The following is a 25402-nucleotide window of genomic DNA, read 5'->3' as shown; positions in this document are numbered from 1 at the left end:
TCTTCGACGCCGCGGCATTCGAAGGTCACGGCATGGATCCTAGGGTCTCCGCGACGTCGCTTCGCTCCTGCTCCGCCCTAGAATGACGAACGCGTGATGCATAAGGCAAATCGCGGACGTCGGAGATTGGCTGGAACCCTCCCTTCGCTTCGTCATCCTAGAGCGAGCGAACGCGAAGCGGAGCGCAGACCCTAGGATCCATGCCGTTACAGTGGCCGAGGAGTGCAGCGATCCAGATGCTTGCGCACCCCCGGGCGGACCTGACTCTCACACACTCTTCATCCACTTCGCCAGCCGGTGCGCGGCTTCCTCGAGCTGGTCGAGGCGGCGGTGGAAGCATAGCCTGAGAAAGGCTTCGCCGCCGGGACCGAATGCGGTTCCGGGCGCCAGACCGACATTGGCGCGGTCGACGATGTCGAAGGCGGCGGCGCGTGAATCGGTGATGCCGTCGACCGCGAAGAACAGATAGAACGCGCCCTGCGGCACGGTGAAGCGTGCCCTGCCGGTCGCAGCCAGGATGCTGCAGACCAGGTTACGCGCCGCCCTTGCCCGCTCCACCTGCTCGACGATGAAGGCGTCACCCTCGTCGAGGGCGACGACCGCGCCGCGCTGCATGAACTGAGCAACGCCGGAGGTCGAATACTGGACCAGGTTCTCGAACACCTGTTGCAGCGAAGGATGGGTCTTGATCCAGCCGACCCGCCAGCCGGTCATCGCCCAGTTCTTGGAAAAACTGTTGACGAACAGGATGCGATCTTCGTCGGCCATGATGTCGATGAAGGACGGCGCGCGGCCCTGGCCGTAGTGGAACAGCGAATAGATCTCGTCGGCGATGATCCACAAGTTCCTCTCGCGGGCAAGGTCGAGGATCGCCTGCAGCGTCTCCGTGTCGGCAGTCCAGCCGGTCGGGTTGGACGGCGTGTTGACGAACAGCGCCTTTGTCCTTGGCGTGATCGCCGCCTCGATCTTGCCGACGTCGCAGGACCAGCCATTGCCGGACTGGTCGAGCGTTACAGCGACCGGGACGGCGCCCGCCACGCCGGCGGCGGCGGCGAAGTTCGGCCAGGCCGGCGACAGATAGACGAGCTCGTCCCCCTTCCCGGCGACGGCATCGATCGCCAGTTGGATGGCATGCATGCCCGAACCGGTGACGATGAATTCTTCCTCGGCGAAGCTCTTGCCGAAATGCCTGACGTAATAGCGGGCGAGCGCCTGCCGCAGCTCGGGGATGCCTTTCTGCCAGGTATAGAAGGTCTCGCCGCCAGCCAGCGCCCGGGCAGTGGCATCGGTGATGAAGGCAGGCGTCGGCAGGTCGCCCTCGCCGGCCCAGAGCGGGATCATGCCGTCGCGGTCGCGGCCGCGGTTCATGACGGCGACAATGCCGCTTTCCGGCGCGGCCCGGGCCTCGGCGCGCAAATTCTCGATCAGGGTCATGGGTAGATCCGTTTTCGTCTGCTGGACTGCTAGCGTGTTTTACGACCGGCGAGAATAGAAAACCCGGCCGAAATCGACCGGGGTTTTGGTCCAGGCAATCTGTCTTCGGATTATTTTCTGGCGAGGAGATCGCGAATTTCGGTGAGCAGCGCAACATCGGCAGGCGGAGCGGCAGGGGTGACGGGCTTTTCCCGTTCCAGCCGCCGGCGCAGATTGTTCACCGCCTTGACCATCAGGAAGATGATGAAGGCGAGGATCAGGAAATTCAACGCCACGGTGATGAAACTGCCATAGGCGAAGACTGCGCCCTGCTTTTTGGCGTCTGCAAGCGATGTGGCGTTGACGGCGGAGGACAAGGGCAGGAAATAGTTGTTGAAGTCGAGTCCGCCGAAAATCGCCCCGATTATCGGCATGATGATGTCGTCAACCAGGGAATCGACGATCTTGCTGAAGGCAGCGCCGATGATGACGGCGATGGCCAGGTCCATGACATTACCTCGGGAAATGAATTCCTGGAATTCTTTCAGCATTCGACCCTCCTTGTTCTGACGGGGCAGGCCGCCGCCTTCGCCCTCTCGTTGGCTCCACTGGCACAATAGCAAAAACCTGCGGTTGCAGCATCGACAAAAGCCCGTCCCCGCCGGCCAAAATTCCCCAAGCCGCGGCCATCCTGCGCCGAAAGCCGCGATGGACTTGATCGCCAAGCTGTGATTGCGTCTCAGCAGGCCGGATGCAAAGCTGGCAAGGGAGGATTTTCAGGCCGTGCAGGGCTGGTTCATCGTCATCATCGCGATCGCCTATGTGACGTTGCTGTTCGTCATCGCCAGCCTCGGCGACCGGCGCTCTACGACATCCGGGCCTGACCGGGCCCGGCCCTTCATCTATGCGCTCAGCCTGGCGATCTACTGCACCTCCTGGACATTCTTCGGTTCGGTCGGCCTTTCGTCCGAGCGCGGCCTTGAGTTCCTCGGCATCTATATCGGCCCGGTGCTGGTGTTCGTGTTCGGCTTTCCGCTGCTTCGGCGCATCGTCAGGCTGGCCAAGACAGAGAAGATCACTTCGATCGCCGACTTCCTCGGCGCCCGCTACGGCAAGAGTTTTACCGTGGCAGCGATCGCCACGCTGATCGCGACGATCGGCGCGGTGCCGTATATGGCGCTGCAGTTGAAGGCGATTTCCGGCTCGGTCAGCCTGATGGTCGAGCATTATACCGGCTCGCCACCTTCCTTCGATCCTTTCGTCAGCGACATCTCGCTGGTCGTCGCCATGCTGCTTGCGCTGTTTGCGGTGCTGTTCGGCACGCGCCATGCCGACGCCACCGAACACCAGGACGGGCTGATGCTGGCAGTAGCGGTCGAAACCGTGGTCAAGCTCGCCGCCTTCCTGGCGATCGGCCTGATGGTGACGTTCCTGATCTTCGGCGGCCTGGGCGATATGGTCGACAAACTCGCCCAGAATTCGCAAGTTCAGCAAGCGATGGACTACAGCACCTCGCTCGCCACCTGGCTGGTACTGACATGTTTGAGCGGTTTCGCCATCATCATGCTGCCGCGCCAGTTCTACGTCACCATCGTCGAGAACCGCAGCGAGGCCGAACTGCGCACCGCGACCTGGGTGTTTCCGCTCTATCTGGTGGCGATCAACCTTTTCGTGCTGCCGATCGCGCTCGCCGGCCTGGCGCTGGTCGGCACCAGAACCAGCAGCGATCTCTATGTCCTGTCGCTGCCGCTGCTCAGCGGTCACGATGTGCTGGCCATGGCGGCGTTCATCGGCGGCCTGTCGGCGGCGACCGCGATGGTGATTGTCGAAAGCGTCGCGCTGTCGATCATGATCTCCAACGATCTCGTCATTCCGCTGTTCGTGCGTCGCCTGCTCAAGACCACGACGTCCGAGAACGAGGACTGGTCAGCGCTTATCCTCAACGTGCGACGGGCGGCGATCTTCATCATGCTATTCATCGCCTTCCTCTACTATCGCGAGAGCACCGACAGCGCGCGGCTCTCCTCGATCGGCCTGATGTCCTTCGCCGCGATCGCGCAGTTCGCGCCGGCCTTGATCGGCGGACTGATCTGGCGCGGCGCCAACGGCAGGGGGGCGGCGCTCGGCATGGTCGCCGGCATCGTCGTCTGGAGCTACACGCTGCTGCTGCCTTCGCTCGCCGCGTCCGACACCGGCATCGTCGTCCACGGCCTGTTCGGTTTCGAAGCACTGCGGCCGCAAGCGCTGTTCGGCACCGTCGCCGAGCCGCTGAACCACGGCGTCCTGTGGAGCCTGTCGGTCAACACGCTGTTCTTCGTGCTAGGCTCGCTGTCGCGCGCGTCGGTGCCGCTGGAGCGCATCCAGGCGTCGATTTTCGTGCCGCGCGAGGCGAGCCCGATGCCGAGCCTGCGCCGCTTCCGCACCACCGTCACCGTTAACGACCTGAAGGACACCATCGCGCGCTATCTCGGCGTCGAACGCACTGAACGGTCCTTTCAGTCGTTCGAAAAGAGCAACGGCGCTTCGCTGCACGGCAACGAGCAGGCCAGCATGGACGTCATCCGTTTCTCCGAGCAGCTTCTGGCAAGTGCCGTCGGCTCCTCTTCGGCGCGGCTGATCCTGTCGCTGCTGCTGCGCCGCAACGATCGAGAGGCGAAGGACGCCTTCCGCCTGCTCGACGACGCCACCGAGGCGCTGCAGCACAATCGCGACCTGCTGCAGATCGCGCTCGACCAGATGGAACAGGGCATCACCGTCTTCGACAGGGATTTCCGGCTGATCTGCTGGAACCGCCAATATCGGGCGCTGTTCGACCTGCCCGACGAGATGGGCCAGGTCGGCGTCTCGCTCGACCGCATCCTGCGCCACCTGGCCGAGCGTGGCGACATTCCGGCCGACCAGCGGGTGGCGATGCTCAACCGCCTCACCAGTTTCGTCAGCCCCTGGCAGATGGAGTTGAAGACCAGCGGCCGCATCCTGGAATTGCGCTCCAACCCGATGCCGGATGGCGGCATCGTAGCCACCTATGCCGACATTTCCGGGCGCGTCGAGCAGGACCTGGCGCTGAAGCGCGCCAATGAAACGCTTGAACAGCGCGTCAAGAACCGCACCGTCGAACTGACCCGCGTCAACGAGGAGCTGGCACAGGCGCAGATGCTGGCGGAGGAGGCCAATCTCGGCAAGACCCGCTTCCTCGCTGCCGCCGGCCATGACATCCTGCAACCGCTGAACGCTGCTCGTCTCTATTGCTCGTCGCTGATCGAAAAGGCCGGCAAGGGACCTGCGGGCAAGGCCGCAACCAACATCGAATCCTCGCTGGAATCGGTCGAGACCATTCTCGGCGCAGTCCTCGACATTTCCCGTCTCGACGCTGGCGCGATGAAACCGGACGATACGGCCTTCAGCCTGGACGAACTGCTGCGCCAGATCGGCAACGACTTTCAGCCGCTTGCCGCCGAGAAGAAACTCAGCCTGACGATCATGCCATCATCGCTCAGCGTGACGACCGACCGCAATCTCCTACGCCGCCTGATCCAGAACCTGGTGTCGAACGCCATCAAATACACCCGCCATGGCCGCATCCTGGTAGGCGTGCGGCGGCGCGGCGAACTGGCCGAGATACAGGTGATCGACACCGGCATCGGCATTGCCGCCGACAAGCTGAACACGGTCTTTCACGAATTCACCCGGCTCGACGAGGGTGCGCGCGAAGCTGACGGCCTCGGGCTCGGCCTTTCCATCGTCGACCGCATCGCTCGCGTCTTGCGCCTTGAACTCCAGATTTTTTCAAGCCCGCGCAAGGGCACGCGCTTTTCCGTCATCCTGCCGGTCGCGGCAGTGCAGGAGCCGCGGCGCGAGATCGAGGCCAGGGCGCCGGTCCGCACTGCTGCTTCGCTTGCCGGGCTGCGCGTGCTCTGCATCGACAACGATGCCCGCATCCTCGACGGCATGCGGCTGCTGCTCGAAGGCTGGGGCTGCAGCGTCGACACGTTTGCCGGCTCAGGGGATCTCGAGGGGTCCGGCATGCGTCGACCCGACATCGTGCTTGCCGACTATCATCTCGACGGCGAGACCGGCCTCGACGCGATCGCCAAACTGCGCGCTATCCATGGCCATGACACGCCGGCTGTGCTGGTCACCGCCGACCGCTCGAGCGAGGTGCGCGCCAGCGCCGGCAGGCTGGACGTGCCGGTGATCAACAAGCCGCTCAAACCAGCGGTGCTGCGTTCGATGATGGCGAGGGTCAGGCCGCTGGCGTCGGCGGCGGAGTAAAGCCGGAGGGTCAGCCGGCCGCCGGCAGCGGGTCGCTGCCGATCTTGGACAGCAGGATCACCGCCTGGGTGCGGCTGTCGACGCCAAGCTTCTGCAGAATGGCCGAGACATGCGCCTTGATCGTCGCTTCGGAGACACCGAGCTCGTAGGCGATCTGCTTGTTGAGCAGACCTTCGGCCAGCATGCCGAGCACGCGCGTCTGCTGCGGCGTCAGCGTCTGCAGCCGCTTGATCAGATCGGATATTTCGGGATCGCGCTCGACGCCGAGATCGATGCCGGTGGGCGCAGCGATGTCGCCGGCAAGCACCGACTGCACAGCGCTGCGGATCTCCTCCATGCTGGCCGATTTGGAGATGAAACCCGAGGCACCAAGGTCGAGCGCACGCCGGATGGTTACCGGGTCGTCATGTGCCGACACCACCACCAGCGGCACCGTCGGATGGATGCCGCGCAGCGAGATCAGACCGGAAAGGCCGCTGGCGCCCGGCATCGACAGGTCGAGCAGCACCAGATCGACTTCCTCATTGGCCACGACCAGCGCCTTGGCGCTGTCGAAATCGCCAGCCTCGTGAATGCCGGCGACGTCGCCGATGCCGGCAAGCGCCTCTCTCAGCGCGCCGCGAAAAAGCGGATGATCGTCAGCGATGACGAAAGTGTAGCCTGGCGGCACATGACCCTCCCCGAATCCCATTGATGATTGTCTGCTTCTTACGGGATCAGTCGAACGATTATGCGGCGATATCAGCCGTTTTCAAGCGGCAAGCTGTGCGCCGGGTTTCCCCGGCGAACGGTGCTCAGGTTTTTTGCGAATTGGGCCTGGCGCCATCCTCGCCGCTGTCCTTTTCCATGTCCTTGACGATGCCCATGAAGCTGCGCAGGAAGCGCTCCATGTAGCTCATCGTCTTGTTGAAATCCTCCTCGCTGGGCAATGTCGACTCAAAGCGGGCGGCAAGCGAGTTCTCGAGCTTGACGACGCGCTGGTCGAGCGCCTTCACCGAATTTTGCAGCCGGTCGATCTCGTCCTGGAAGGCGGCGCGTTCATCGGCCGCCATCTTGCAGACGAGTTGGCCGGAACGCTCCTCGCAGATCGACATCGCACCGGTCTGCGTGTCCATGCGGACATAGCCGTTGGCCGACTTTTCCAGTCGGTAGCGGTCGGTCTCCTCGGAAAAGGCTGATGCCGCGACGAGCGAGACGAGTGCTGCGGGAATCAAGACGTGCTGCGGACGCATTTTGTCCTCCATAGGCCAGTAAGCGCAATTTATCGCATGTTTGCGCCGGAAATGGGGAAGAACCCTGGCTTTTATCTTGACGCAGGTTCTTGTCGGAAAACCGTGTGACACTTTTCCGGAACCTGCTTGCCTCTTCCCCGTACGATTGGTTCGGACTATAGCGCAACCATGTCTCAGATTATCTACAAGATAGTACCTGAACCGCTGTGGCGCGAGGCCGAAAGAGATGGCCGCTTCACCGGCGCGCCGGTCGACCTCGCCGACGGCTTCATCCATTTTTCCACCGCCGACCAGGCGGAGGAAACGGCGGCAAAACACTTTGCCGGCCAGACCGGACTGCTGCTGGTCGCCGTTGATGGAGTCAGACTGGGTGATGCGCTGAAATACGAGATCTCGCGCGGCGGCGCGCTGTTCCCGCATCTTTACGGCCCGCTCGACCTCAAGGCCGTTGTCTGGGTGCAATCCTTGCCGCTCGGCACCGACGGCCTGCACCAATTCCCGGCGCTGGAGGCCGAATGAGTGTGCTCGACCGGCTCGGCCAGAGATTCCTGTTCGCATTCGATCCGGAAGCCGCCCACGGCCTGTCGATCGCCGCGCTGAAATGCGGGCTGCCCGTCGCCCGACGCCCCGTGCGCGACGACAGGTTGAAAGTCCGCATCTGCGGCATCGATTTCCCCAATCCGCTCGGCATGGCTGCCGGTTACGACAAGAACGCCGAGGTTCCCGATGCGCTGCTTGGCCTCGGCTTCGGCTTTGCCGAGGTCGGCACGATCACGCCGCGGCCGCAGGCCGGCAACCCGAAGCCGCGCATTTTCCGGCTGACGTCAGACGAAGCGGTGATCAACCGGCTGGGCTTCAACAATGAGGGTCACGAAGCTGCCGAAGAACGGCTTGCTGCCCGCAAGGGCCGCGCCGGCATCGTCGGCGTCAATATCGGCGCCAACAAAGACAGCACCGACCGCGTCAGTGACTATGAACGCGGCGTTGTCAGGTTTGCGCCATACGCCAGCTACCTGACGGTCAACATCTCCTCGCCGAACACGCCTGGTCTGCGCAACATGCAGGCCCGCGAACAGCTTGGCGAGCTCCTGTCGCGCGTCATGGCCGCACGTACGGCAGCTGCTGCGCAGCCGCCCGTTTTCCTCAAGACCGCGCCGGACCTTGTTGAGGCCGAGCTGGAGGATATCGCCGCCGAGGTTACCGAGAAGGCAATAGACGGTGTCATCGTCTCCAACACCACCACCGCGCGGCCGGGGCTGCGCAGCGCCGATCTTGCCGGCGAGACCGGCGGGCTTTCGGGAAAACCGCTGTTCGAACGCTCGACCATCGTGCTGGCCAAGATGCGCAAACTGCTTGGCCCGGACCACGCCATCATCGGCGTCGGCGGCGTCGATTCGGCTGAGACGGCGCTGGAAAAGATCCGCGCCGGCGCCGATCTCGTCCAGCTCTACACCGGCATGATCTATGCTGGGCCAGCACTGCCGGGCCGCATTCTTGGCGGGATGGTCCGGTTCGCGGACATGCAACGGCTCAAATCGCTGCGCGAGTTGCGCGATACCAGCCTCGATCAATGGTCGTCCAAGCCGCTCTAACCCGAAGTTGCTCTAAAACGCAGTCCGCATCCGCACGCGCAAAATGGCAAGCAGGCTGAAGCCGCGCACCAGCAGGAAGACGTGCAGCGCCGCCCACAGGCCGTGATTGCCGAAGGCCGGGGCCAGGATGAGCAAGGCCGCGCTGAAGACAAGGAACGACAAGAGCATCATGTTACGCATGTCGCGCGACCAGGTCGCGCCGATGAAGACGCCATCCATTTGAAACGCCAGCACGCCGCTCAGCGCGGTGAACGCCGCCCAGGGCAGATAGATGTCGACAACGGCGCGTACATCTTCCGACGTCGTGATCAGGGCGACCAGATCAGTACCGCCCAGCAAAAGGACAAGCGTCGCCGTGGCCGCCAATCCGAAGCCCCAGAACAGGGTCAACCGCACCGCCTGCCGGAATTGCATCGCGGCACGCGCGCCCACGGCACGCCCGGCGAGCTGTTCGGCCGCCGTGGCGAAACCGTCGAGGAAATAGCCGGCGATGAGGAAGAAGTTCATCAGCACCGCGTTGGCGGCCAGCGTCACCGTGCCGAACTGTGCGCCCTGGCGGGTGAACAGCGCGAAAGCGGCGAGCAGCGAAAACGACCGGATCATGATGTCACGGTTGAGCGACATCATGCGCAGGAATGCCGACAGGTCGAGGATGCGATGGCGCGGCAGCCGGGGCGCTGCCCAGAAACGCCGGCCGATGATCGCCAGGCCAAGCAGCATGGCGACGAATTCACCGGTGACGGTCGCCCAGGCCACGCCGGCGACGCCCCAGCCGAGCTCCAGCCCCAGCAGGATGCAGAGCGCAATGTTGATGCCGTTCAGCACCAATTGCAGCATCAGTCCCAGCCCGCCCTCGCCGCGCCCCAGCACATAGCCGAGGATGGCGTAGTTGATCAGCGAGAAAGGCGCGGCGAGCAATCTGATGCGGATATAGACGGCCATCGCCTCGCTGACGCGCGGCTCGGCGCTCATGAACCATTGTCCGGCGATGGCGACCAGTGGCGCAAGTGCGGCAAACACAATGCCGGCGACGACCGCGATCAGCACGGCGCGCCAGAACACCGCCTGTTCCTCCAGTTCGTCGCCGCGTCCGAGCGCCTGGGCGACGAGACCGGTGGTGCCGGAGCGCAGGAAATTGAAGGAGGTAAAGACGACGTCGAAGACCAGGGCGCCCGCCGCCAGGCCGCCGAGAAGGGCAGCGTCGCCCAACTGCCCGACCACCGCAGTGTCGACGATGCCGAGCAGCGGCGTCGTCAGATAGGCAAGCGTCATCGGCACCGCGATGGCGAGCACCGAGCGGTTGGTGACGACGAAAGACCGGCCGTTGGCCGCTGCTGACACCTGATCCAGGATCCGCTTCCCCATCGTGGCTTGATCGAACAGCCGATGTGGCCCAGATTCCGGACGCCGCGCAACCACTCATCCCGCCACGGCCAACCGAAACCCGCCTCTGGCGCACCCGCCGTAAACCACCCAAATGCCCCTGCAGATCGTTCATCATCCCGACTACGACGCCGGTTTCGCAGTCAACCATCGCTTCCCCATGAGCAAATACAAGCTGCTGATGGAAGCCTTGGGCGCGCGCGGACTGACTGGCCCCGCCGCTCTCAACATGCCCGAACCGGCGCCGGCATCATGGCTGAAGCTTGCCCATGCCGCCGGTTATGTCGACCAGGTGCTGGCCTGCGAAGTGCCTGAAAAAATCGAGCGCGAGATCGGCTTTCCGGTGGGCCCGCGCGTCTCGCTCAGGGCGCAGCTCGCAACGGGCGGCACGGTGCTGGCAGCGCGGCTGGCGTTGCTGAACGGCATCGCCTGCAATGCCGCCGGCGGCAGCCATCATGCGCGGCGCGCACAGGGCGCCGGCTTCTGCACCTTCAACGATGTTGCCGTGGCTTCACTGCTGCTGCTTGCCGAAGCTGCCGTCGGCAACATCCTGATCGTCGATCTCGACGTGCATCAGGGCGACGGCACGGCGGACATTCTGGGTGGTGAACGGCGCGTGTTCACCTTTTCCATGCATGGCGACCGCAACTATCCGACGCGAAAGATCGCTTCCGACCTCGACATCGCCCTGCCCGATGGCACCGGCGATGCGGCCTATCTGCAAAGGTTGGGCGATATCCTGCCGGAACTCACCGCCATGGCGCGCTGGGACATCGTTTTCTACAATGCCGGGGTCGACGTTCATGCCGAGGACCGGCTTGGCAGGTTGTCGCTGTCGGACGAGGGCCTGCGCGCCCGCGACGACATGGTGATCCGCCATTTCCGCGCGCTCGGAATCCCGGTCTGCGGCGTCATCGGCGGCGGCTATTCGACTGACGTGGCGGCTCTGGCCGCGCGCCATGCCATCCTGTTCGAAACGGCCTCAGGCTTCGCCTGACGGCTTTTTTGCTACGCCGACCTTCGGGTCATGTTCTACTTTCGATAGTTGGCGATCCTGAGCAGGATGAAGGCCGGAATGACGATCGCCGCGCCCAGCAGGATGTAGCCGAGGAAACGGTCAATAGCGCGGAATCCCAGGTTCCAGAGATCGACGAAGAAATTGCGGATGCCGTAGAGCACATCTATCGGCGACCAGCCGAAAGCGTTCATGACAAGGCCGACGAGGAACGATACCACCAACAGCTTCAGGAGCACCCGGAGCGGCGTGTCGCCGAGAAAGCGCGTCAGTGCGGACAAGGCGTGTCTCCAGATTCGGTTGCCCCGATTCGGGCACAGAATCAGAAATACGCACTTGGTCGCCCGGCATCAAGGTGATCGCTCAGTTGCTGCGGTCGGCGCTTTGCCGAATTGTGCTCTTGACACTTATGTTGCAGCGCAGCAAAATTGGACGACAGAGGGTAACCAGTTGATATCGAATTGCCAGACTCATCGCCCGGCCATGGACGGACTGCGCTGGCCTCACCCTGACTTGCGAACGCAGGGCTTCTTGGAACACAGGGCTTCTTGAATGAAGTACAGGCGCGATATCGATGGTCTTCGGGCCGTTGCGGTACTGCCGGTTGTACTCTTCCATTTCGGCATCTCGGCAATTCCGGGCGGCTTTACCGGCGTCGATATCTTCTTCGTCATATCTGGTTACCTGATCACCGGAAGCCTTCTGGACGACCTTGAACGCGGCCAGTTTTCGATCGTCAGTTTCTACTGGCGCCGCGCCCGGCGCATTCTGCCGGCGCTGATCTTTGTCACGCTTCTCACCTGTATTGCGGCCTTGTTCATTCTTCTGCCGTCGGATCTGCATGAATTCAGCCTCAGCGTCATAGCGGCTTCGACTTTCTGGTCGAACATCTATTTCTGGAAAACGTCAAATTACTTCTCGATCGATGCCGAGCTCCGACCGCTGTTGCACACTTGGTCGCTTTCGGTCGAGGAGCAGTACTATATCTTTGCCCCCATCCTGATGTTCCTGATCTACCGCTTTTTTGCCAAACGCTGGCTGACGATACTCCTGCCGATCATCCTCGGCAGCTTCGTGCTGGCGGTCATGGCGACGTGGCTGGCGCCAAACGCGGGATTCTACCTGCTGCCGACACGGATCTGGGAACTCATGCTGGGTGCCGTGCTTATGCTGAAACGCCCCCCGCCCTTGAGCAACCGGTTCCTTATGGAACTGGTCGGGTTGGCCGGATTTGGCCTTCTCGCCATCGGGTTCTTTGCGATCTCGGAGAGCGACCCGTTCCCGGGCTACAACGCCTTGTATCCCTGCCTCGGAACGGCCCTCCTTATCTATGTCGGCCAAAACAGCCCCTCGACGATCGCCAGCCGCATATTAGAAGTCCGGCCGCTGGTCTGGATCGGCCTCATCTCCTATTCACTGTATCTTGTTCACTGGCCGATCAATGCGTTCGCGCACTATCTCTCTCTAGAGGAACTCGACCCGTCGATGACCGTTGCGTTGACGGTAGCAAGCTTCGCGCTGGCTGCGTTTTCCTGGAAGTACATCGAGCAGCCGTTTCGGCAGAAAAGGAGCTTCACCGCCCCGGCGCCCATCTTCGCCTTTTCAGCGGGCGCAATTGCTGTTCTTTGCCTAGGCGGGGCGGCGGGGGCGCTCGGCAACGGCTTTCCGCAACGCTTTCCAGACTATGTCCAACAGCGGATTCCTGTCGGGGACTGGGGCAATGGCACCTGTTTCAACGAGGGCTTCAGCCGGATCGAAAACTGGAATATCGAGGATTGCACGCGCACACGCGGCTTCCCTACAACCGTTTTGTTGTGGGGTGACTCGTTCGCAGCCCACTATGTTTCAGGCCTGGACGCCAACATGAATCAACTCCAGGCCAATATCGTGGAATACACCTACGCGGGCTGTCCCCCAATTCTCTCCTACTTCTCCTATGGACGCCCAGATTGCATGCGGTTCAATCAGCAAGCCCTGAAGATCATCCAGGACGCTGGCATCAAGACGGTCGTGCTCAGCGGTCGGTGGACCGATTATGAGGCCAGAAGTTTCGACGGTCTCCAGCAAACGATCGATACGCTTCGTGGCCTGGGTGTGCGCGTGTTTGTCATCGGCCAGTCTCCTCAGTTCATAACAGATGTTCGGAAAATCGCGTTCTTCGCAACGCGCGAAAAACTCGATGATACATCGTGGCCAATGGCGATGGATCCCGACATCAACAACCGTGTGCGCGCATTTACCAAAGGCGCCACCTTCATCGATCCGCTGAATTTCCTCTGTAGCGCCGGACGCTGCTCCTACGCCGACGCAGGCCAGTTCCTCTATTTCGATTACGGCCATTTTTCTACCATCGGGGCCACGCTGGCAATTTCGAAATACTGGCCGGCCTTTGCCACAGACGATGCCCTTGCCACGACGGAATAACAGTCTAGCGGCTGGCAAGGCATGAGTGCACGCTCAACCATTGCCCGAACGCCGGGTTGCGTGGTAACGAGGCTGCTGCGCGGGTATGATGTAATGGTAGCCTGTCAGCTTCCCAAGCTGAACGCGCGGGTTCGATTCCCGCTACCCGCTCCAGCTTCCCAGAAAAGGATTGAGGTTGATGACGAGCTGCGGTCGGTGGAATCCGTTCGTCACCTTGGAGCGGCCTGGCCACCAAGGAAGGCATCATCTGCGCAATGAAGTCGGACCGGCCGGCGCCGCACCTCGCAAGACCCACATGATCAGGTGGGCGGCCCATATCAGCCGGATAGAACATAACGTGATTCTAATAAAAGGCGGCAACAAAAGACGCTGATCCGCGTTGCGTTTGATCTGAAGGCCAGCCAGGGAGGAACCGGAAATGGCCGACGACAAGAGCAATAGAGGTTCTGGCGACGGAAACCGCGTCGCGCACGACCAAGACTATGAGTTCCGCTATTTCGCTACCAAGTTCGGCCTCTCAATACCGCAGATCCGCGAGCTTTTTGGCAAGCACGGCACTGATCGCGAGACCCTGTATCGGGAGGCTCGGAAGCTCGGAAGCGCCGTGACCACACAAGAGCGGATCTCGAACGACAACCGGACTTTTCACAACCAGGGCCGCCCATGACCGGCAAGCGACATAGCGAAGAAGTCGAACATGAGAGCGACCATATCTATGCGAATCCGACAGGGGGCCAAGTCGTAGATGCTCGGGACCTGCGGTACGTCAACTGGCACGAGCCGCTGGAACTCCCTGCCTGATCTGCTCAAAAGGCACCGCGATGATCGGCAAAGACCTCCTGGTTCGCATGCTCGACCGCCGCGACACCCTGCCGCCAGACGAAATCGCGCTTATTGAGGCCCTTCCGGTCCGGCCGGTAACTTTCGGACCAGATCAGGAGATCGTCAGGGAGGGTTCCCGCCCCGCCGAAAGCTGTCTTGTCGCGAATGGGTTCGCGGTTCGAAACCAGGCTATTCGGGAAGGAAAGCGTCAAATAACGGCAATTCACGTGCCGGGAGACTTTGTCGATCTTCATAGTCTGCTGCTAAAAGTGATGGATCACAGCGTGAGCGCGCTGGGTTCGTGCGATGTAGTTTTCATTCGACACAAAGACCTGCTCACAGCAATGGATGGCAGTCCACACCTCACCCGGATGCTCTGGCTTTCGACGACTATCGATGCCTCAATCCAACGCACTTGGATAACCTGCCTCGGGCGTCGCTCCGCCAAACAGCATCTCGCACATATAATCTGCGAGTTGTATGTCCGGTTGGAAATAGTTGGATTGGCCTCTGACCAGACGTTCGCGATTCCACTGACCCAGGCGGAATTGGGCGACGTGCTTGGTCTATCTGTAGTTCACGTGAACCGGACGCTGCAGGAACTTCGATCGAAGGACCTGGTTAGCTGGAAAGACAGGAGGATTGTTATCCTGGATTTCCAGCGATTGGCCTTGCTGGCCGACTTTGATGCGACCTACCTAAATCTCTTCCATGAACCGCGGTGACCGCCTCGGCCAGGATGCGCCAGCGCGCTGATGCGGGATCAAGATTTCTCGTCAGCTAAACAATGTGAATGAGCCCTCGCTCCGGATCGATTACAGCTGGGTTCAATTGGCACAGTTGACGTCAAAGAAGGATTGCATATGCGTGAACTCGAAAATCTCATCGAACATTATGTAAATATTCGGAGGCGGCGCCATAGTTTCATATCGACGAGGCTCGCCGTTAAGGCGCTCAAACAAATCGTACCGGCATGTTCGGTCTCTGATTCCGACCTAGCGAACATGATTGCCAATCGTGCAATAGACTACAACCTTCCTGTGAGCTTTGACCTTAAAGAGAGCTAGGCGTCGTGCTTTATTATACTAGATTAACCTCGCACGGCCCGGCTAGGTCCGCGTCTCGGCACACGGCGCGTGAGAACTTCCAAGAGACCTCGACGGGCTCGCCGGTTGCTCCGCTACCGCTAATTTAGCTGGAAGTGATGGAACCTGTTTGCCCCCGGCAAGTTCGGTAGGCAATGGAGGAGATTGCCACCATGAACAGTGTCATTTATCTCATCGGCCTTGTCGTCGTCGTGCTTGCGATCCTCTCCTTCCTCGGATTCCATTAGGAGAATGCCATGCAGCGCGAAGACGATCAGGGCCGTAAGCCGGCCGATTTCGAAACAGCCAAAAGCGAACTGTCCGAACGGTTCCAGCAGGAAACGCAGACCGCGACAGAGGCGCTACACGATGCGCGCGACGAACTCGCCAGGAAGGCGGGCGACTACGCTGCTGAAGCGAAGCAGGCGTTATTTGACAAGGCCGAGGGAACACAGCGCGATATCAGCTCCAACCTAAAGGCCTTTAGCGGAGCGTTGCGGGCAGCAAGCGAGCATCTGGCCAATAATGATCAACGGACCGCTTCGAAGTTCGCCCTCGATGCTGCCGGCTCGCTTGAACGCCTTTCATCTTCGTTGAAGGACAAACCATTCGAAGACGTTCTTGGCGAGATGCGGTCGTTCGGCCGCGAAAATTCAGGGGCGCTGATCGCCGGTTCAGTGTTGGCAGGCTTGGCGCTAGGGCGGTTTATCAAGAGCTCGCCATCATCTGCCCGGGCCGAGACACAGAGTCGATCGCAAACAGACGGGGGTCGATCGCAAACAGACGGGGGTCGATCGCAAACAGACGGGGGTTCAGAAACGGTTTCGAACTCGGATAAGCCCGCTACGCGATCGGCAGGGGCACCTAACACTACGCCGCCCCGCCTCAACCAGCCCAGAGACGACAGGGCCGTGGCTGGCGACGACTGGGCCGGCGCAGGCCTGGAGCAGAACCCATGACCAACAATCAGGAAAGTCGCGGCCTCGCAACCCTCGTCAGCGATCTGGCACAGCAGGTCACAACCCTGCTTCAAACCGAAAGCAGGCTGCTGCGGGCCGAAATGTCGGAAAAAATCAGTAAGGCCGGCACAGGCGCCGCCGAGGTTCTGGCCGGCGCCATATGCCTTCTCGCGGCCTTGATGGTGCTTTTGCAAGCACTCGTAATCGCCCTGGCGAGTGCCGGCCTGGGAGCGGGGTGGTCCTCGCTGCTGGTCGGCATCGTCGTCGCGATACTGGGAATCATTCTCTTGCGCTCTGGCACGAAAAGCATGGCTCCTTCCGAGCTGACGCCCGATCGCACACAAGACCAACTCAAGCGCGACGCGCGCGTGATTAAGGATCAAATAAGATGAGCGACAAATCCGCAGCCGAGCTCGAACGCGATGCCGACATCGCCCGAGCCAAGATAGCAGACACCGCCGATTCGATCCGCAGCAAGATGACTCCGGGTCAATTGATCGACGAATTTACCGGAATGTTCGCCGGCGGCGAGGGATCAGCCATGCTTGGCAAACTCAAGTCGCAAGTCAGGGACAACCCGTTACCGCTAACGTTGATTGGAGCCGGGCTGGCGTGGCTTATGCTTGGCAACGGCACGTCAGGAACCAGTTCAGCTGCTGCCACATATCGGACAGGCACGGCTCCCGACGCTTTCTCCGACCTGCGCAGCGATGATTTCAGCCAGGGCAACGAAGGGTCCGGAATCGGGGCGATGCTCTCCGATGCCGCCGGTTCAGTTACATCAGCAGCAAGCGGCGCGGCCGAAGCTGCGGCAAACGCCGCAACGGGCGCCAAGGAGAGGATGACAAACACCGCCGGCCAGTTCGGCTCAAGCGCCAGCGAAATAGCGGCTCGAACGCGCCAATCGGCACAGGACCTGTTCGAGCGCGAACCGCTGGCTATCGCGGCATTCGGCCTCGCGCTGGGCACTGCCATCGGGGTGATGCTGCCCCACACAGCCACAGAGGATGAGCAACTTGGCCCCTACCGCGACAAAATTCGCGACACTGCGGAGGAGGTTGTCGAAACGGGCCTGGAGCAAGCAAAGCAAGTTGCCGCCGAAGCCTATGAAGCGGTCAAGGAAGAGGCCGACCGGCAAGGCTCGGGTGGAGATGCCGACACGCTGGCAGGCAAGGTCGGCAAAGTTGTCGAATCGACCGCAAAGCGAACCGAAGAAGCCATTCGCGAGCGTTTGCCGGGGTCGTCGGACGGGTCTTCCACCACCTCATAGCATCGCCACCGCCCTGGGCCTGTCCATAGGACGTCGCCGGTCGTATCGGAAGTGATTGCGGATGTGGTTTTGTTGAAGTAGCGGGCCTCTGGCGAAGGGCATTTTCGGAACGCGGCGAAGGTCTCGGCGCACGCCGTGCTTGCGAGCAGGTGCTGGCCGGTCCGCTTTGCTACGGAGCAAGCTCGTCGACGGCGCGGGCGATCTCGTCCTTGAACTCGACTTTCGTGCCCGGCTGCACCATGGAGCCGAGATCTTCGACATCCCAATTGGTCAGTCGGATGCAACCATGCGAGAAGGTCGTGCCGATCTTGCCAGGTTCGGGCGTGCCGTGGATGCCGTAGCTTTCGATGGAGAGATCGATCCAGACCGATCCCACGGGATTGTTCGGCCCGGCAGCGATGGTGAAGGGACGCTTGCTCTTGACTCCCTTGAAGGCGAAGTCCGGATCGTAGTGATAGGTCGGGTTGCGCACCACGCGCTTGACCTCCGCCATGCCGCTTGGCGCCGGGTTTTCGTCGCTGCCGATCGAGGCGGGGTAGACTGCGAGCCATTTGCCGGAAGGGTCGAGCACGCGCACCAGGCGAGCGCCCTTGTCGACCTCAATGCCGGCAACGGCCGCGGGAGGATCGCCCCGGCCAACATCAGGCACGGTTAAAGTCTTGCCGGGCTTCCTGAAGCCGCCGTCCGGATTGAGCATCCTGAGCAACTGCTCGCTGACATGGAAGCGCTCGGCCAGCTTCTCCACCGCGTTGCGATAGGCGAGCCGCCGCAGACGGGCCATCCTCTCCATGCGAGCCGGAATACGCCTGGTGAAGGGTCCGCGCACATCCTTGCGCGTTACCTCATAGGTGACCAGCACCGGGTCGGTGGAGGTTGCCGTGAGCTTGCTCCAGGTCTGCGGAGTGAGCTTGCCATCGGGTGGGAGTCCGTTCGCCGCCTGAAAGGCGCCGACTGCCTTGGCGAAGTTCGCTGAAAGGCGACCGTCAATCAGCCCAGGCGAGAAGCGGGCGCGATCCAAGAGAATCTGTGCCTTCAGCACGGTCGGGTCGACACCCTTCGGTTCGCGGGCGGCGAACTGGGCCTGATTGACGGTGGTTAGGTCCAGCTTGGCCGCCCCCGTCTCGCCGCATGCGAAGGCAAGCGTCGCGGCGAAGACGAGGAGAAATCTTATCATCGATAGCCTCGCTGGGACTGCAACAAGAGCCCGCCTCTATGACGCGGCACGGCCCCGTGTGGTTCCTTCGCTCGAGCGATATTCCGAATTGAAGCGACATGACCGAAGAGCCGTGTAGCTGGATAGCTGTCCAACGGATTGGCAATGGATTGCTTGATTTAACGCCGTCAGCCCACCTCTCTCAAAATGAAGTCGTGCAGCATCTTGGCTGCCGGCGACAGCACGCGATTTTTTACGGTGATCAGACTGTAAGGCCTGACCTCGATGTCGAATTCGGTCTGGACGACGTCGATGGCGCCGGCCAGCCCCTCTGGGTTCTGGATGAATTTCGCCACCTGGATCGACACCGGCGCGATGGCGTCCGACTGTGCGACCATGACCAGGGTGAGCAGCAGCGAGCTGGTGTTGAGGATGCGGTCCGGCAGCGCGATGTTGCGGTTCAGGAAATTGCTCTCCATCGCCTGGCGCAGCGGCGAGCCGCCCGACTGGAAAACCCAGTCATAGGCGGCGGTCTCCTCCAGCCGCACCGCCTTGCCCTTAGCCAGCGCGTGGCCGCGCCGCACAATGAGGCAGGCTTTTTCGACGCCGATGACGCGGGCCTCGAACAGCCGTGGATTGAGGTCCTCGGGGATGCGCGCGATGATGAAATCGTGACGTGTGGCGATCAGTTCGCGCGCCAGCACATTGGAGGTCTCGACCTGCATGGTGATCTCGATACGCGGATAGATGCGCCGGATCTCGCGGATCGCCGGCACGGCGAGCTCGATTGCAGGGGCCGTCACCGCGCCCAGGAACACCGAGCCGCCCTTGCCCGCCTTGAGCTCGGATATCTCGCGGTCGACTTCACGCATCTCGAGCAGGATCGAACGCGCGCGCCTCGCCAACGCCTTGCCATAGGGCGTCAGCGTGATGCCGCGCGGCAGCCTCTCGCACAGCTTGACGTCGAGCACCGCCTCCATCTCGGCGATCATGCGCGAGGCGGCGGGCTGGGAGATGTTCATGACCTGGGCTGCCGCGCTGACCCGGCCATGGTCATCGAGGGCTGCGATCATTCGCATGTGGCGCAGGCTAAGGCCGCTGCGCAGCAAGGTCTCACTCCTGCCGGGACTTTCCCCATAACCATCTGAAAGTCCGCCAGGATCCCTTAGCGCCGCCATGGTATCGGTTTGCTCCTCGCTCGTCGCCGGCCGGCAATCCCGGCCGATCTTTTGGCCACTTTGAATTCTTTTGGCCACTTTCAGTATATCAGTTTGGGTATAGCAACTACCAAAGATCGCATTTGACAGTTATGGCAAAGCGCCACACCCTTTGCGCGTCCTGAAGCCTGACCGTCGCCAGCGAGAAAAATCGCATCGACCGGAACCAGAGTCTCAGGGCCGATTGGGAGGATACCGGAGATCGATATAGCGGCAGCGGCGCGTTTTGGCTCGCTCCTGCACGATCGCGCGGCCCACGAAACCCAGGGTGCGCGTCCATCAACCAGGGAGAGTTAATGTGAAGATCATCAAGACACTGGCCGCCGTCGCGGCCCTTAGCATCGCGGCCATGACGGTCCCGGCGCAGGCAGGCGAAGGCCTCATCGGCGTGCTGATGCCGACCAAGACCTCGCAGCGCTGGATCAACGACGGCGACGCCGTCAAGTCCCAGCTCGAGGCTCTGGGCTACACTGTCGACCTGCAATATGCGCAGGACGACATCCCCAACCAGCTCAGCCAGCTGGAAAACGAAATCACCAAGGGTCCAAAGGCGCTGATCATCGCCTCGATCGACGGCACCACCTTGTCGGACGCGCTGCAGAAGGCGGCTGACGCCGGCGTCGTGGTCGTCGCCTATGACCGACTGATCAAGAAGACTCCGAATGTCGACTACTACACAACGTTCGACAATTTCGGCGTCGGCGTCATCCAGGCGAAATCGCTGCTCAAGGGCCTCGGCTATCCTGAGAACAAGGGTCCGTTCAACGTCGAACTGTTCGGCGGCTCGCCCGACGACAACAATGCCTTCTTCTTCTACGACGGCGCCATGTCCGTTCTACAGCCGCTGATCGACGACAAGACCCTGGTCGTGAAGTCCGGCCAGATGGGCATGGACAAGGTCGGCACGCTCCGCTGGCTGGCAGCCACCGCCCAAGCCCGCATGGACAATCTGCTCTCCGCCAACTACTCGGATGGCAGCCGCGTCGATGGCGTGCTCTCGCCGTATGACGGCCTGTCGCGCGGCATCATCGCCTCGCTGCGCGCCGTTGGTTACGGCACGGCCGATCAGCCATGGCCAATTGTTACCGGCCAGGATGCCGAAACCGCTTCGGTCAAGGCGATCATCGCCGGCGAGCAGTATTCGACCGTGTTCAAGGACACCCGCGAACTCGCCAAGGCGACGGTCGAGCTCGTCGACAAGGTGCTCTCGGGCGGCAAGCCGGAAGGCCTCGACACCAAGACCTACAACAACGACGTCAAGGTCGTCCCCTCGATCCTGCTGACGCCGCATGATGTCGACAAGTCGAACTACCAGGCCCTGGTGGTCGATTCCGGCTACATCAAGGCCGAAGAGCTGAAGTAACCGCAGACGTAAAACCCGGGGTCCTGCGCAGCGCAGGGCCCCGCTTCGTCAGTGAACGACCCCGGTATGTTTCCGGACCTCGCAGGAGTGGTATTGCCGATGGCCTCGACGATTTTGGAGATGCGTGACATCACCAAGACGTTTCCCGGCGTCAAGGCGCTTTCGAATGTCAACCTAAGCGTCGAGGAAGGCGAGATCCACGCCGTGGTCGGCGAGAACGGCGCCGGCAAGTCGACACTGATGAAGGTGCTGTCGGGCGTATATCCAGCCGGCACCTATGATGGCGAAATCGTCTATCGCGGCGATGAGTGCCATTTCAAAGGCATCCACGACAGCGAGCGCCGCGGCATCGTCATCATCCACCAGGAACTCGCGCTGGTTCCGATGCTGTCGATCGCCGAAAACATCTTCCTCGGCAACGAACACGCCAGCTACGGCATCATCGACTGGAACGCCAACGAGACCCGCACCAGCGCTCTGCTCAAGAAGGTGGGCCTTAGGGAAGACCCCAAGACACTGATTACCAATATCGGCGTCGGCAAGCAGCAACTGGTCGAGATCGCCAAGGCGCTCAGCAAGGAAGTGCAGTTGCTGATCCTCGACGAGCCGACGGCGAGCCTGTCCGAAAAGGACAGCCAGGCGCTGCTCGACCTGCTGCTCGAATTCAAGCGGCAGGGCATCACCTCGATCCTGATCTCGCACAAGCTCAACGAAATCAACCGGGTCGCCGACAAGGTCACGATCATCCGCGACGGGCGGACGATCGAGACGCTGGCGAAGAAGGACATCTCGGAAGACCGCATCATCACCTCGATGGTCGGCCGCTCGCTGGACGACCGATATCCGTCGCGCGAGCCTAACATCGGTGAGATCGTGCTCCAGGTGAAGAACTGGTCGGTCTATCACCCGATCCATGCCGAGCGGCAAGTGATCAAGGGCATCGATATCGACGTCCGCAAGGGCGAGGTGGTGGGTATCGCCGGGCTGATGGGCGCCGGACGCACCGAATTCGCGATGAGCCTGTTCGGCCGCTCCTATGGCCGCCGCATCACCGGCGAGGTGCTGCTCAACGGCAAGCCCATCGATGTCTCCTCTGTCAGCAAGGCAGTGGAACACGGCATTGCTTACGTCACCGAAGACCGCAAGACCTACGGTCTCAACCTGATCGATCATATCAAGCACAACATCACGCTGGCCAATCTTCCCGGCGTGTCGCGCCATAGCGTGATCGACGACATGCGCGAGCTCGCCGTCGCCAACGACTACAAGGCCAAGACCAACATCCGCTCGTCCAGCGTTTATCAGATGACCGGCAATCTATCGGGCGGCAATCAACAGAAGGTGGTGCTGTCGAAGTGGCTGTTCGCCAATCCGGAGGTGCTGATCCTCGACGAGCCGACGCGCGGCATCGACGTTGGCGCCAAGTATGAAATCTACACGATCATCGCGCGTCTCGCATCGGAGGGTAAGGCGATCATCGTCATCTCGTCTGAAATGCCCGAACTGCTCGGCATCACCGACCGTATCTATGTCATGAACGAAGGACGCATCGTCGGCGAAATGGCGGCGAGCGATGCCAGCCAGGAAAAGATCATGCGCGCCATCGTTCGCGGAGAAGGAAAAGCATCATGAGCACCGAAAGCGGTCCCGTCCCGAAAAGCGGCGTCGCCGAAGATGTGCAGCAAGGGCCGCGCGTTGCTGTCTCGGCGCTGGTCACCAATTTGCGCGAATACGGTCTGATCCTGGCGCTTATCGCCATCATGGTGTTCTTCCAGTACACGACGTCCGGAACGCTGTTCAAGCCGGTGAACTTGAGCAACCTGGTGCAGCAGAACAGCTTCATCATCGTGATGGCGCTGGGCATGCTGCTGGTGATCGTCTCCGGCCATATCGATCTCAGCGTCGGCTCCGTCGCCGGTTTCATCGGCGCGCTGGCGGCGATGATGATGGTCATCTGGCCGCTCGGCCCTTTCAGCAATCCGCTGGTGGTATCGATCATCTGCCTGATCGTCGGTGGTGCAATCGGCGCGGCACAAGGCTACTGGATTGCCTATCACCGAATACCGAGCTTCATCGTCACGCTGGCGGGGATGCTGATCTTCCGCGGTATCTGCCAGGCGCTGCTGGGTGGGGGGTCTTCCGTGGGGCCGCTTCCGGTCGGCTTCAAGGCGCTCAGTTCCGGCTTCATTCCCGACGTGATCGGCTCATTGACGCTCATACCGCCGGTCGTCAACGCCGCCGGCAAGACAATCGTCGGTAGCGGCCTGACGCTGCACATGACGACGATCATGCTCGGCATCGTCGCCGTGGTCGCCTATGCTTATTTCGGACTCAGGGCACGGCGCAGCCGCGAGCGGCATGGCTACGAAGCCGAGCCGTTCTCGCTGTTCGTCGTCAAGACCCTGGTGACCAGCGCCCTGGCGCTGTTTCTGGTCTACCAATTCGCCACCTACAGGGGTCTGCCAATCGTTCTCGTGGTGATGGGCGTGCTGATCGCGCTGTTCGTCTTCGTCACCAAACGCATGACGGTCGGCCGCCGCATCTACGCAATGGGCGGCAATGCCAAGGCGGCGCAGCTTTCCGGTATCAAGACGGAGCGGCTGACCCTGATGGTGTTCATCAATATGGGCGTGCTCTCGGCGCTCGGCGGGCTGATTATTGCGGCGCGCCTTGGTCAGGCGGTGCCGGCGGCCGGCCTCGGCAGCGAGCTCGACGTCATCGCCGCTGTGTTCATCGGCGGCGCTTCGGCGATGGGCGGCGTCGGTCAGGTTGTTGGCGCGGTGGTCGGCGGTTTCATCATGGGCGTCATGAACAACGGCATGTCGATCATGGGTGTCAATGTCGATTGGCAACAGGTGGTCAAAGGCCTGGTGCTGCTCGGCGCCGTGGTCTTCGACGTCTACAACAAGAACAAGGCTTGAGGGCGAGGCAACTCATGCATGTCGCCAAAAATGTGCAGAGTATTGGGACAACGGCATGCATAAAAGCAAGGATTAAAGCGGGCCCCTTTTCAAACGCGGCGCGCTTTTAGGAGGCACGGGTCACATCGCGGCGCTGCCGGGCGCCGCAAGGAAGTCCCCCGGGGGCCGGGCCCGCGAGCGCAATCCGGACGAAGAATTTCACCCGTGGCGCGGACACCGTCAGAGCTGCGCCAGGAAAGCTTGCCAGACCGGCAGGCCGGCCAAGGCAATTGAGAGAGGGTACGTCATGCTGATTTCGCAAATCCTCGACGAGGCGGAGACCATCCGCGTCGTCGCCCGCAACGGCGGCAAGACCAGAATCATCAACGGCGCCCGCAGCGTCTATTCGCTGGCGATGGAGGCCGCGCGCACCGGCACCGGGCTCGTCGCCCTGATCGAGCGCAAGGGCTTCGGTGAAGCGGTCGACCTCGATGCCGCCTACAAGAAGGGGCGGCTGTTGTCGCCGATCAACCATCCCGACCCGGCGCATCTCCACCTCACCGGCACCGGGCTGACACATCTCGGCTCCGCCGCGACCCGCGATTCCATGCACAAGAAGCTCAGCAGCGACGGCGAGGAGCAGCTCACCGATTCCATGAAGATGTTCCGCATGGGGCTGGAGGGCGGCAAGCCGGCCAAGGGCCAGACCGGCGTGCAGCCGGAATGGTTCTACAAGGGCAACGGCACCATGGCAGTGGCGCCCGGTGCGGCACTTCTGTCGCCCGCCTTCGCCCAGGATGCCGGCGAGGAGCCGGAAGTCGCCGGCATCTATGTCATCGGCGACGACGGCGTCCCGTTCCGCGTCGGCTTCACGCTGTCAAACGAATTTTCCGATCACGTCACCGAGCGCGTGAACTATCTTTTCCTCGCGCATTCCAAGCTGCGCAACGCTTCGTTCGGGCCGGAGATCCTGATCGGCGACCTGCCGTCCGACGTCAGGGGTTCCTCGCGCATCCTCCGCGACGGCCAGCTGCTGTGGGAGAAGCCGTTCCTGTCGGGCGAGGCGAACATGTCGCACACCATCGCCAATCTCGAACATCACCACTTCAAATATTCGGCCTTCCGCCAGCCGGGCGACGTGCATGTGCACATGTTCGGCACGGCGACACTGTCCTTCGCCGACGGCGTCAGGACCGAGGCCGGCGACGTCTTCGAGATCGAGGCCAGGGATTTCGGCCTGCCGCTGCGCAACCCGCTTGAAATCGAGCAGCCGGTGAAGGTGGCGGTGAAGGCGCTTTGAAC

At 61.8% G+C, this 25402-nt stretch carries 22 protein-coding genes and 1 tRNA gene; 15 read left to right on the top strand and 8 right to left on the bottom strand.

The features are described from left to right. Nucleotides 1–267: 267 nt before the first annotated feature. On the bottom strand, nucleotides 268–1434 hold the full coding sequence (locus NMG70_RS10900; protein WP_254024475.1) for a pyridoxal phosphate-dependent aminotransferase: 1167 nt from the start codon (nucleotides 1432–1434) through the stop codon (nucleotides 268–270). Nucleotides 1435–1544: 110 nt separating this feature from the next. After that, nucleotides 1545–1964, bottom strand: coding sequence for a large conductance mechanosensitive channel protein MscL (gene mscL / locus NMG70_RS10895; RefSeq protein WP_254024474.1), 420 nt, complete (start codon nucleotides 1962–1964; stop codon nucleotides 1545–1547). A gap of 232 nt (nucleotides 1965–2196) precedes the next feature. Between mscL and NMG70_RS10890 the strand changes: the two genes are divergently transcribed. Further along, on the top strand, nucleotides 2197–5685 hold the full coding sequence (locus tag NMG70_RS10890) for a hybrid sensor histidine kinase/response regulator (protein ID WP_254024473.1): 3489 nt from the start codon (nucleotides 2197–2199) through the stop codon (nucleotides 5683–5685). Between the two features lie 10 nt (nucleotides 5686–5695). Here NMG70_RS10890 and NMG70_RS10885 read toward each other — a convergent pair whose 3' ends face one another. Together NMG70_RS10885 and NMG70_RS10880 are read right to left on the bottom strand one after the other, a co-directional pair. Next, entirely contained in the window at nucleotides 5696–6355 is a 660-nt protein-coding gene (locus NMG70_RS10885) for a response regulator transcription factor (protein ID WP_254024534.1), read from the bottom strand. A gap of 124 nt (nucleotides 6356–6479) precedes the next feature. After that, complete coding sequence (locus NMG70_RS10880) at nucleotides 6480–6917, bottom strand: hypothetical protein (protein WP_254024472.1); 438 nt, start codon at nucleotides 6915–6917, stop codon at nucleotides 6480–6482. A gap of 168 nt (nucleotides 6918–7085) precedes the next feature. On the opposite strand from NMG70_RS10880, the gene NMG70_RS10875 reads away from it, so the two are divergent. Then, nucleotides 7086–7436: a DUF952 domain-containing protein gene (locus NMG70_RS10875; RefSeq protein WP_254024471.1), complete on the top strand. Its 351-nt coding sequence runs from the start codon at nucleotides 7086–7088 to the stop codon at nucleotides 7434–7436. Further along, nucleotides 7433–8509, top strand: a complete 1077-nt coding sequence (locus NMG70_RS10870; RefSeq protein ID WP_254024470.1) for a quinone-dependent dihydroorotate dehydrogenase — start codon at nucleotides 7433–7435, stop codon at nucleotides 8507–8509. Before NMG70_RS10875 ends, NMG70_RS10870 begins: the two co-directional genes overlap by 4 nt. A gap of 12 nt (nucleotides 8510–8521) precedes the next feature. On the opposite strand, the gene NMG70_RS10865 is transcribed toward NMG70_RS10870, so the two are convergent. Next, nucleotides 8522–9874 (bottom strand): MATE family efflux transporter, encoded by a 1353-nt coding sequence (locus NMG70_RS10865; RefSeq protein WP_254024469.1) that lies wholly within the window; start codon nucleotides 9872–9874, stop codon nucleotides 8522–8524. Nucleotides 9875–9986: 112 nt separating this feature from the next. Here NMG70_RS10865 and NMG70_RS10860 point away from each other — a divergent pair, with 112 nt between their 5' ends. Continuing rightward, on the top strand, nucleotides 9987–10889 hold the full coding sequence (locus tag NMG70_RS10860; RefSeq protein ID WP_254024468.1) for a histone deacetylase family protein: 903 nt from the start codon (nucleotides 9987–9989) through the stop codon (nucleotides 10887–10889). Between the two features lie 35 nt (nucleotides 10890–10924). On the opposite strand, the gene NMG70_RS10855 is transcribed toward NMG70_RS10860, so the two are convergent. Further along, nucleotides 10925–11188 (bottom strand): DUF6460 domain-containing protein, encoded by a 264-nt coding sequence (locus tag NMG70_RS10855; protein ID WP_254024467.1) that lies wholly within the window; start codon nucleotides 11186–11188, stop codon nucleotides 10925–10927. Nucleotides 11189–11459: 271 nt separating this feature from the next. Here NMG70_RS10855 and NMG70_RS10850 point away from each other — a divergent pair, with 271 nt between their 5' ends. The 7 genes from NMG70_RS10850 to NMG70_RS10820 all read left to right on the top strand — a co-directional run bounded on the left by NMG70_RS10850 (nucleotide 11460) and on the right by NMG70_RS10820 (nucleotide 17467). Then, nucleotides 11460–13331: an acyltransferase family protein gene (locus NMG70_RS10850; RefSeq protein ID WP_254024466.1), complete on the top strand. Its 1872-nt coding sequence runs from the start codon at nucleotides 11460–11462 to the stop codon at nucleotides 13329–13331. 79 nt (nucleotides 13332–13410) lie between these two features. Further along, nucleotides 13411–13484, top strand: a tRNA-Gly gene (locus NMG70_RS10845). Between the two features lie 265 nt (nucleotides 13485–13749). Then, nucleotides 13750–13998, top strand: coding sequence for a DUF3606 domain-containing protein (locus NMG70_RS10840; RefSeq protein ID WP_367185517.1), 249 nt, complete (start codon nucleotides 13750–13752; stop codon nucleotides 13996–13998). 154 nt (nucleotides 13999–14152) lie between these two features. Beyond that, nucleotides 14153–14878 carry a Crp/Fnr family transcriptional regulator gene (locus tag NMG70_RS10835; RefSeq protein ID WP_254024465.1) on the top strand — a complete coding sequence of 242 codons (726 nt, stop codon included), beginning with the start codon at nucleotides 14153–14155 and terminating at the stop codon, nucleotides 14876–14878. Nucleotides 14879–15495: 617 nt separating this feature from the next. Further along, nucleotides 15496–16197, top strand: coding sequence for a hypothetical protein (locus tag NMG70_RS10830; RefSeq protein WP_254024464.1), 702 nt, complete (start codon nucleotides 15496–15498; stop codon nucleotides 16195–16197). Next, the gene (locus NMG70_RS10825; RefSeq protein WP_254024463.1) at nucleotides 16194–16589 is read left to right on the top strand and encodes a phage holin family protein; all 396 of its coding nucleotides are present in this window, start codon (nucleotides 16194–16196) and stop codon (nucleotides 16587–16589) included. The genes NMG70_RS10830 and NMG70_RS10825 overlap by 4 nt, the downstream gene beginning before the upstream one ends. Then, the gene (locus NMG70_RS10820) at nucleotides 16586–17467 is read left to right on the top strand and encodes a hypothetical protein (protein WP_254024462.1); all 882 of its coding nucleotides are present in this window, start codon (nucleotides 16586–16588) and stop codon (nucleotides 17465–17467) included. The genes NMG70_RS10825 and NMG70_RS10820 overlap by 4 nt, the downstream gene beginning before the upstream one ends. A 169-nt stretch (nucleotides 17468–17636) precedes the next feature. Here NMG70_RS10820 and NMG70_RS10815 read toward each other — a convergent pair whose 3' ends face one another. Further along, nucleotides 17637–18641, bottom strand: a complete 1005-nt coding sequence (locus tag NMG70_RS10815) for a L,D-transpeptidase family protein (protein WP_254024461.1) — start codon at nucleotides 18639–18641, stop codon at nucleotides 17637–17639. Nucleotides 18642–18808: 167 nt separating this feature from the next. Continuing rightward, the gene (locus NMG70_RS10810) at nucleotides 18809–19798 is read right to left on the bottom strand and encodes a LysR family transcriptional regulator (RefSeq protein WP_254024460.1); all 990 of its coding nucleotides are present in this window, start codon (nucleotides 19796–19798) and stop codon (nucleotides 18809–18811) included. Nucleotides 19799–20135: 337 nt separating this feature from the next. Between NMG70_RS10810 and chvE the strand changes: the two genes are divergently transcribed. From chvE to araD1, 4 genes are all read left to right on the top strand, one after another. Further along, nucleotides 20136–21200, top strand: a complete 1065-nt coding sequence (gene chvE, locus NMG70_RS10805; protein WP_202364657.1) for a multiple monosaccharide ABC transporter substrate-binding protein — start codon at nucleotides 20136–20138, stop codon at nucleotides 21198–21200. Between the two features lie 99 nt (nucleotides 21201–21299). Continuing rightward, nucleotides 21300–22832, top strand: a complete 1533-nt coding sequence (gene mmsA / locus NMG70_RS10800) for a multiple monosaccharide ABC transporter ATP-binding protein (RefSeq protein ID WP_254024459.1) — start codon at nucleotides 21300–21302, stop codon at nucleotides 22830–22832. After that, entirely contained in the window at nucleotides 22829–24121 is a 1293-nt protein-coding gene (mmsB, locus tag NMG70_RS10795) for a multiple monosaccharide ABC transporter permease (RefSeq protein WP_254024458.1), read from the top strand. Before mmsA ends, mmsB begins: the two co-directional genes overlap by 4 nt. Before the next feature lie 286 nt (nucleotides 24122–24407). Then, on the top strand, nucleotides 24408–25400 hold the full coding sequence (araD1, locus tag NMG70_RS10790; protein ID WP_254024457.1) for an AraD1 family protein: 993 nt from the start codon (nucleotides 24408–24410) through the stop codon (nucleotides 25398–25400). Nucleotides 25401–25402 lie beyond the last annotated feature (2 nt).

It is taken from the genome of Mesorhizobium ventifaucium (assembly GCF_935822925.1).
GTDB classification, from domain to species: domain Bacteria; phylum Pseudomonadota; class Alphaproteobacteria; order Rhizobiales; family Rhizobiaceae; genus Mesorhizobium; species Mesorhizobium ventifaucium.
The sequence above is the reverse complement of the archived record's forward strand: the minus strand, read 5'-3'. Positions and strand labels throughout refer to the sequence as shown.

Coding starts and splice junctions, on each gene's coding strand:
- NMG70_RS10840 (WP_367185517.1), top strand. CDS start 13,750: ATGGCCGACGACAAGAGCAATAGAGGTTCTGGCGACGGAAACCGCGTC.
- NMG70_RS10900 (WP_254024475.1), bottom strand. CDS start 1,434: ATGACCCTGATCGAGAATTTGCGCGCCGAGGCCCGGGCCGCGCCGGAA.
- NMG70_RS10810 (WP_254024460.1), bottom strand. CDS start 19,798: ATGGCGGCGCTAAGGGATCCTGGCGGACTTTCAGATGGTTATGGGGAA.
- NMG70_RS10825 (WP_254024463.1), top strand. CDS start 16,194: ATGACCAACAATCAGGAAAGTCGCGGCCTCGCAACCCTCGTCAGCGAT.
- mmsB (WP_254024458.1), top strand. CDS start 22,829: ATGAGCACCGAAAGCGGTCCCGTCCCGAAAAGCGGCGTCGCCGAAGAT.
- NMG70_RS10875 (WP_254024471.1), top strand. CDS start 7,086: ATGTCTCAGATTATCTACAAGATAGTACCTGAACCGCTGTGGCGCGAG.
- NMG70_RS10880 (WP_254024472.1), bottom strand. CDS start 6,917: ATGCGTCCGCAGCACGTCTTGATTCCCGCAGCACTCGTCTCGCTCGTC.
- NMG70_RS10835 (WP_254024465.1), top strand. CDS start 14,153: ATGATCGGCAAAGACCTCCTGGTTCGCATGCTCGACCGCCGCGACACC.
- NMG70_RS10830 (WP_254024464.1), top strand. CDS start 15,496: ATGCAGCGCGAAGACGATCAGGGCCGTAAGCCGGCCGATTTCGAAACA.
- NMG70_RS10865 (WP_254024469.1), bottom strand. CDS start 9,874: ATGGGGAAGCGGATCCTGGATCAGGTGTCAGCAGCGGCCAACGGCCGG.
- NMG70_RS10870 (WP_254024470.1), top strand. CDS start 7,433: ATGAGTGTGCTCGACCGGCTCGGCCAGAGATTCCTGTTCGCATTCGAT.
- araD1 (WP_254024457.1), top strand. CDS start 24,408: ATGCTGATTTCGCAAATCCTCGACGAGGCGGAGACCATCCGCGTCGTC.
- NMG70_RS10850 (WP_254024466.1), top strand. CDS start 11,460: ATGAAGTACAGGCGCGATATCGATGGTCTTCGGGCCGTTGCGGTACTG.
- NMG70_RS10815 (WP_254024461.1), bottom strand. CDS start 18,641: ATGATAAGATTTCTCCTCGTCTTCGCCGCGACGCTTGCCTTCGCATGC.
- mmsA (WP_254024459.1), top strand. CDS start 21,300: ATGGCCTCGACGATTTTGGAGATGCGTGACATCACCAAGACGTTTCCC.
- mscL (WP_254024474.1), bottom strand. CDS start 1,964: ATGCTGAAAGAATTCCAGGAATTCATTTCCCGAGGTAATGTCATGGAC.
- NMG70_RS10820 (WP_254024462.1), top strand. CDS start 16,586: ATGAGCGACAAATCCGCAGCCGAGCTCGAACGCGATGCCGACATCGCC.
- NMG70_RS10860 (WP_254024468.1), top strand. CDS start 9,987: ATGCCCCTGCAGATCGTTCATCATCCCGACTACGACGCCGGTTTCGCA.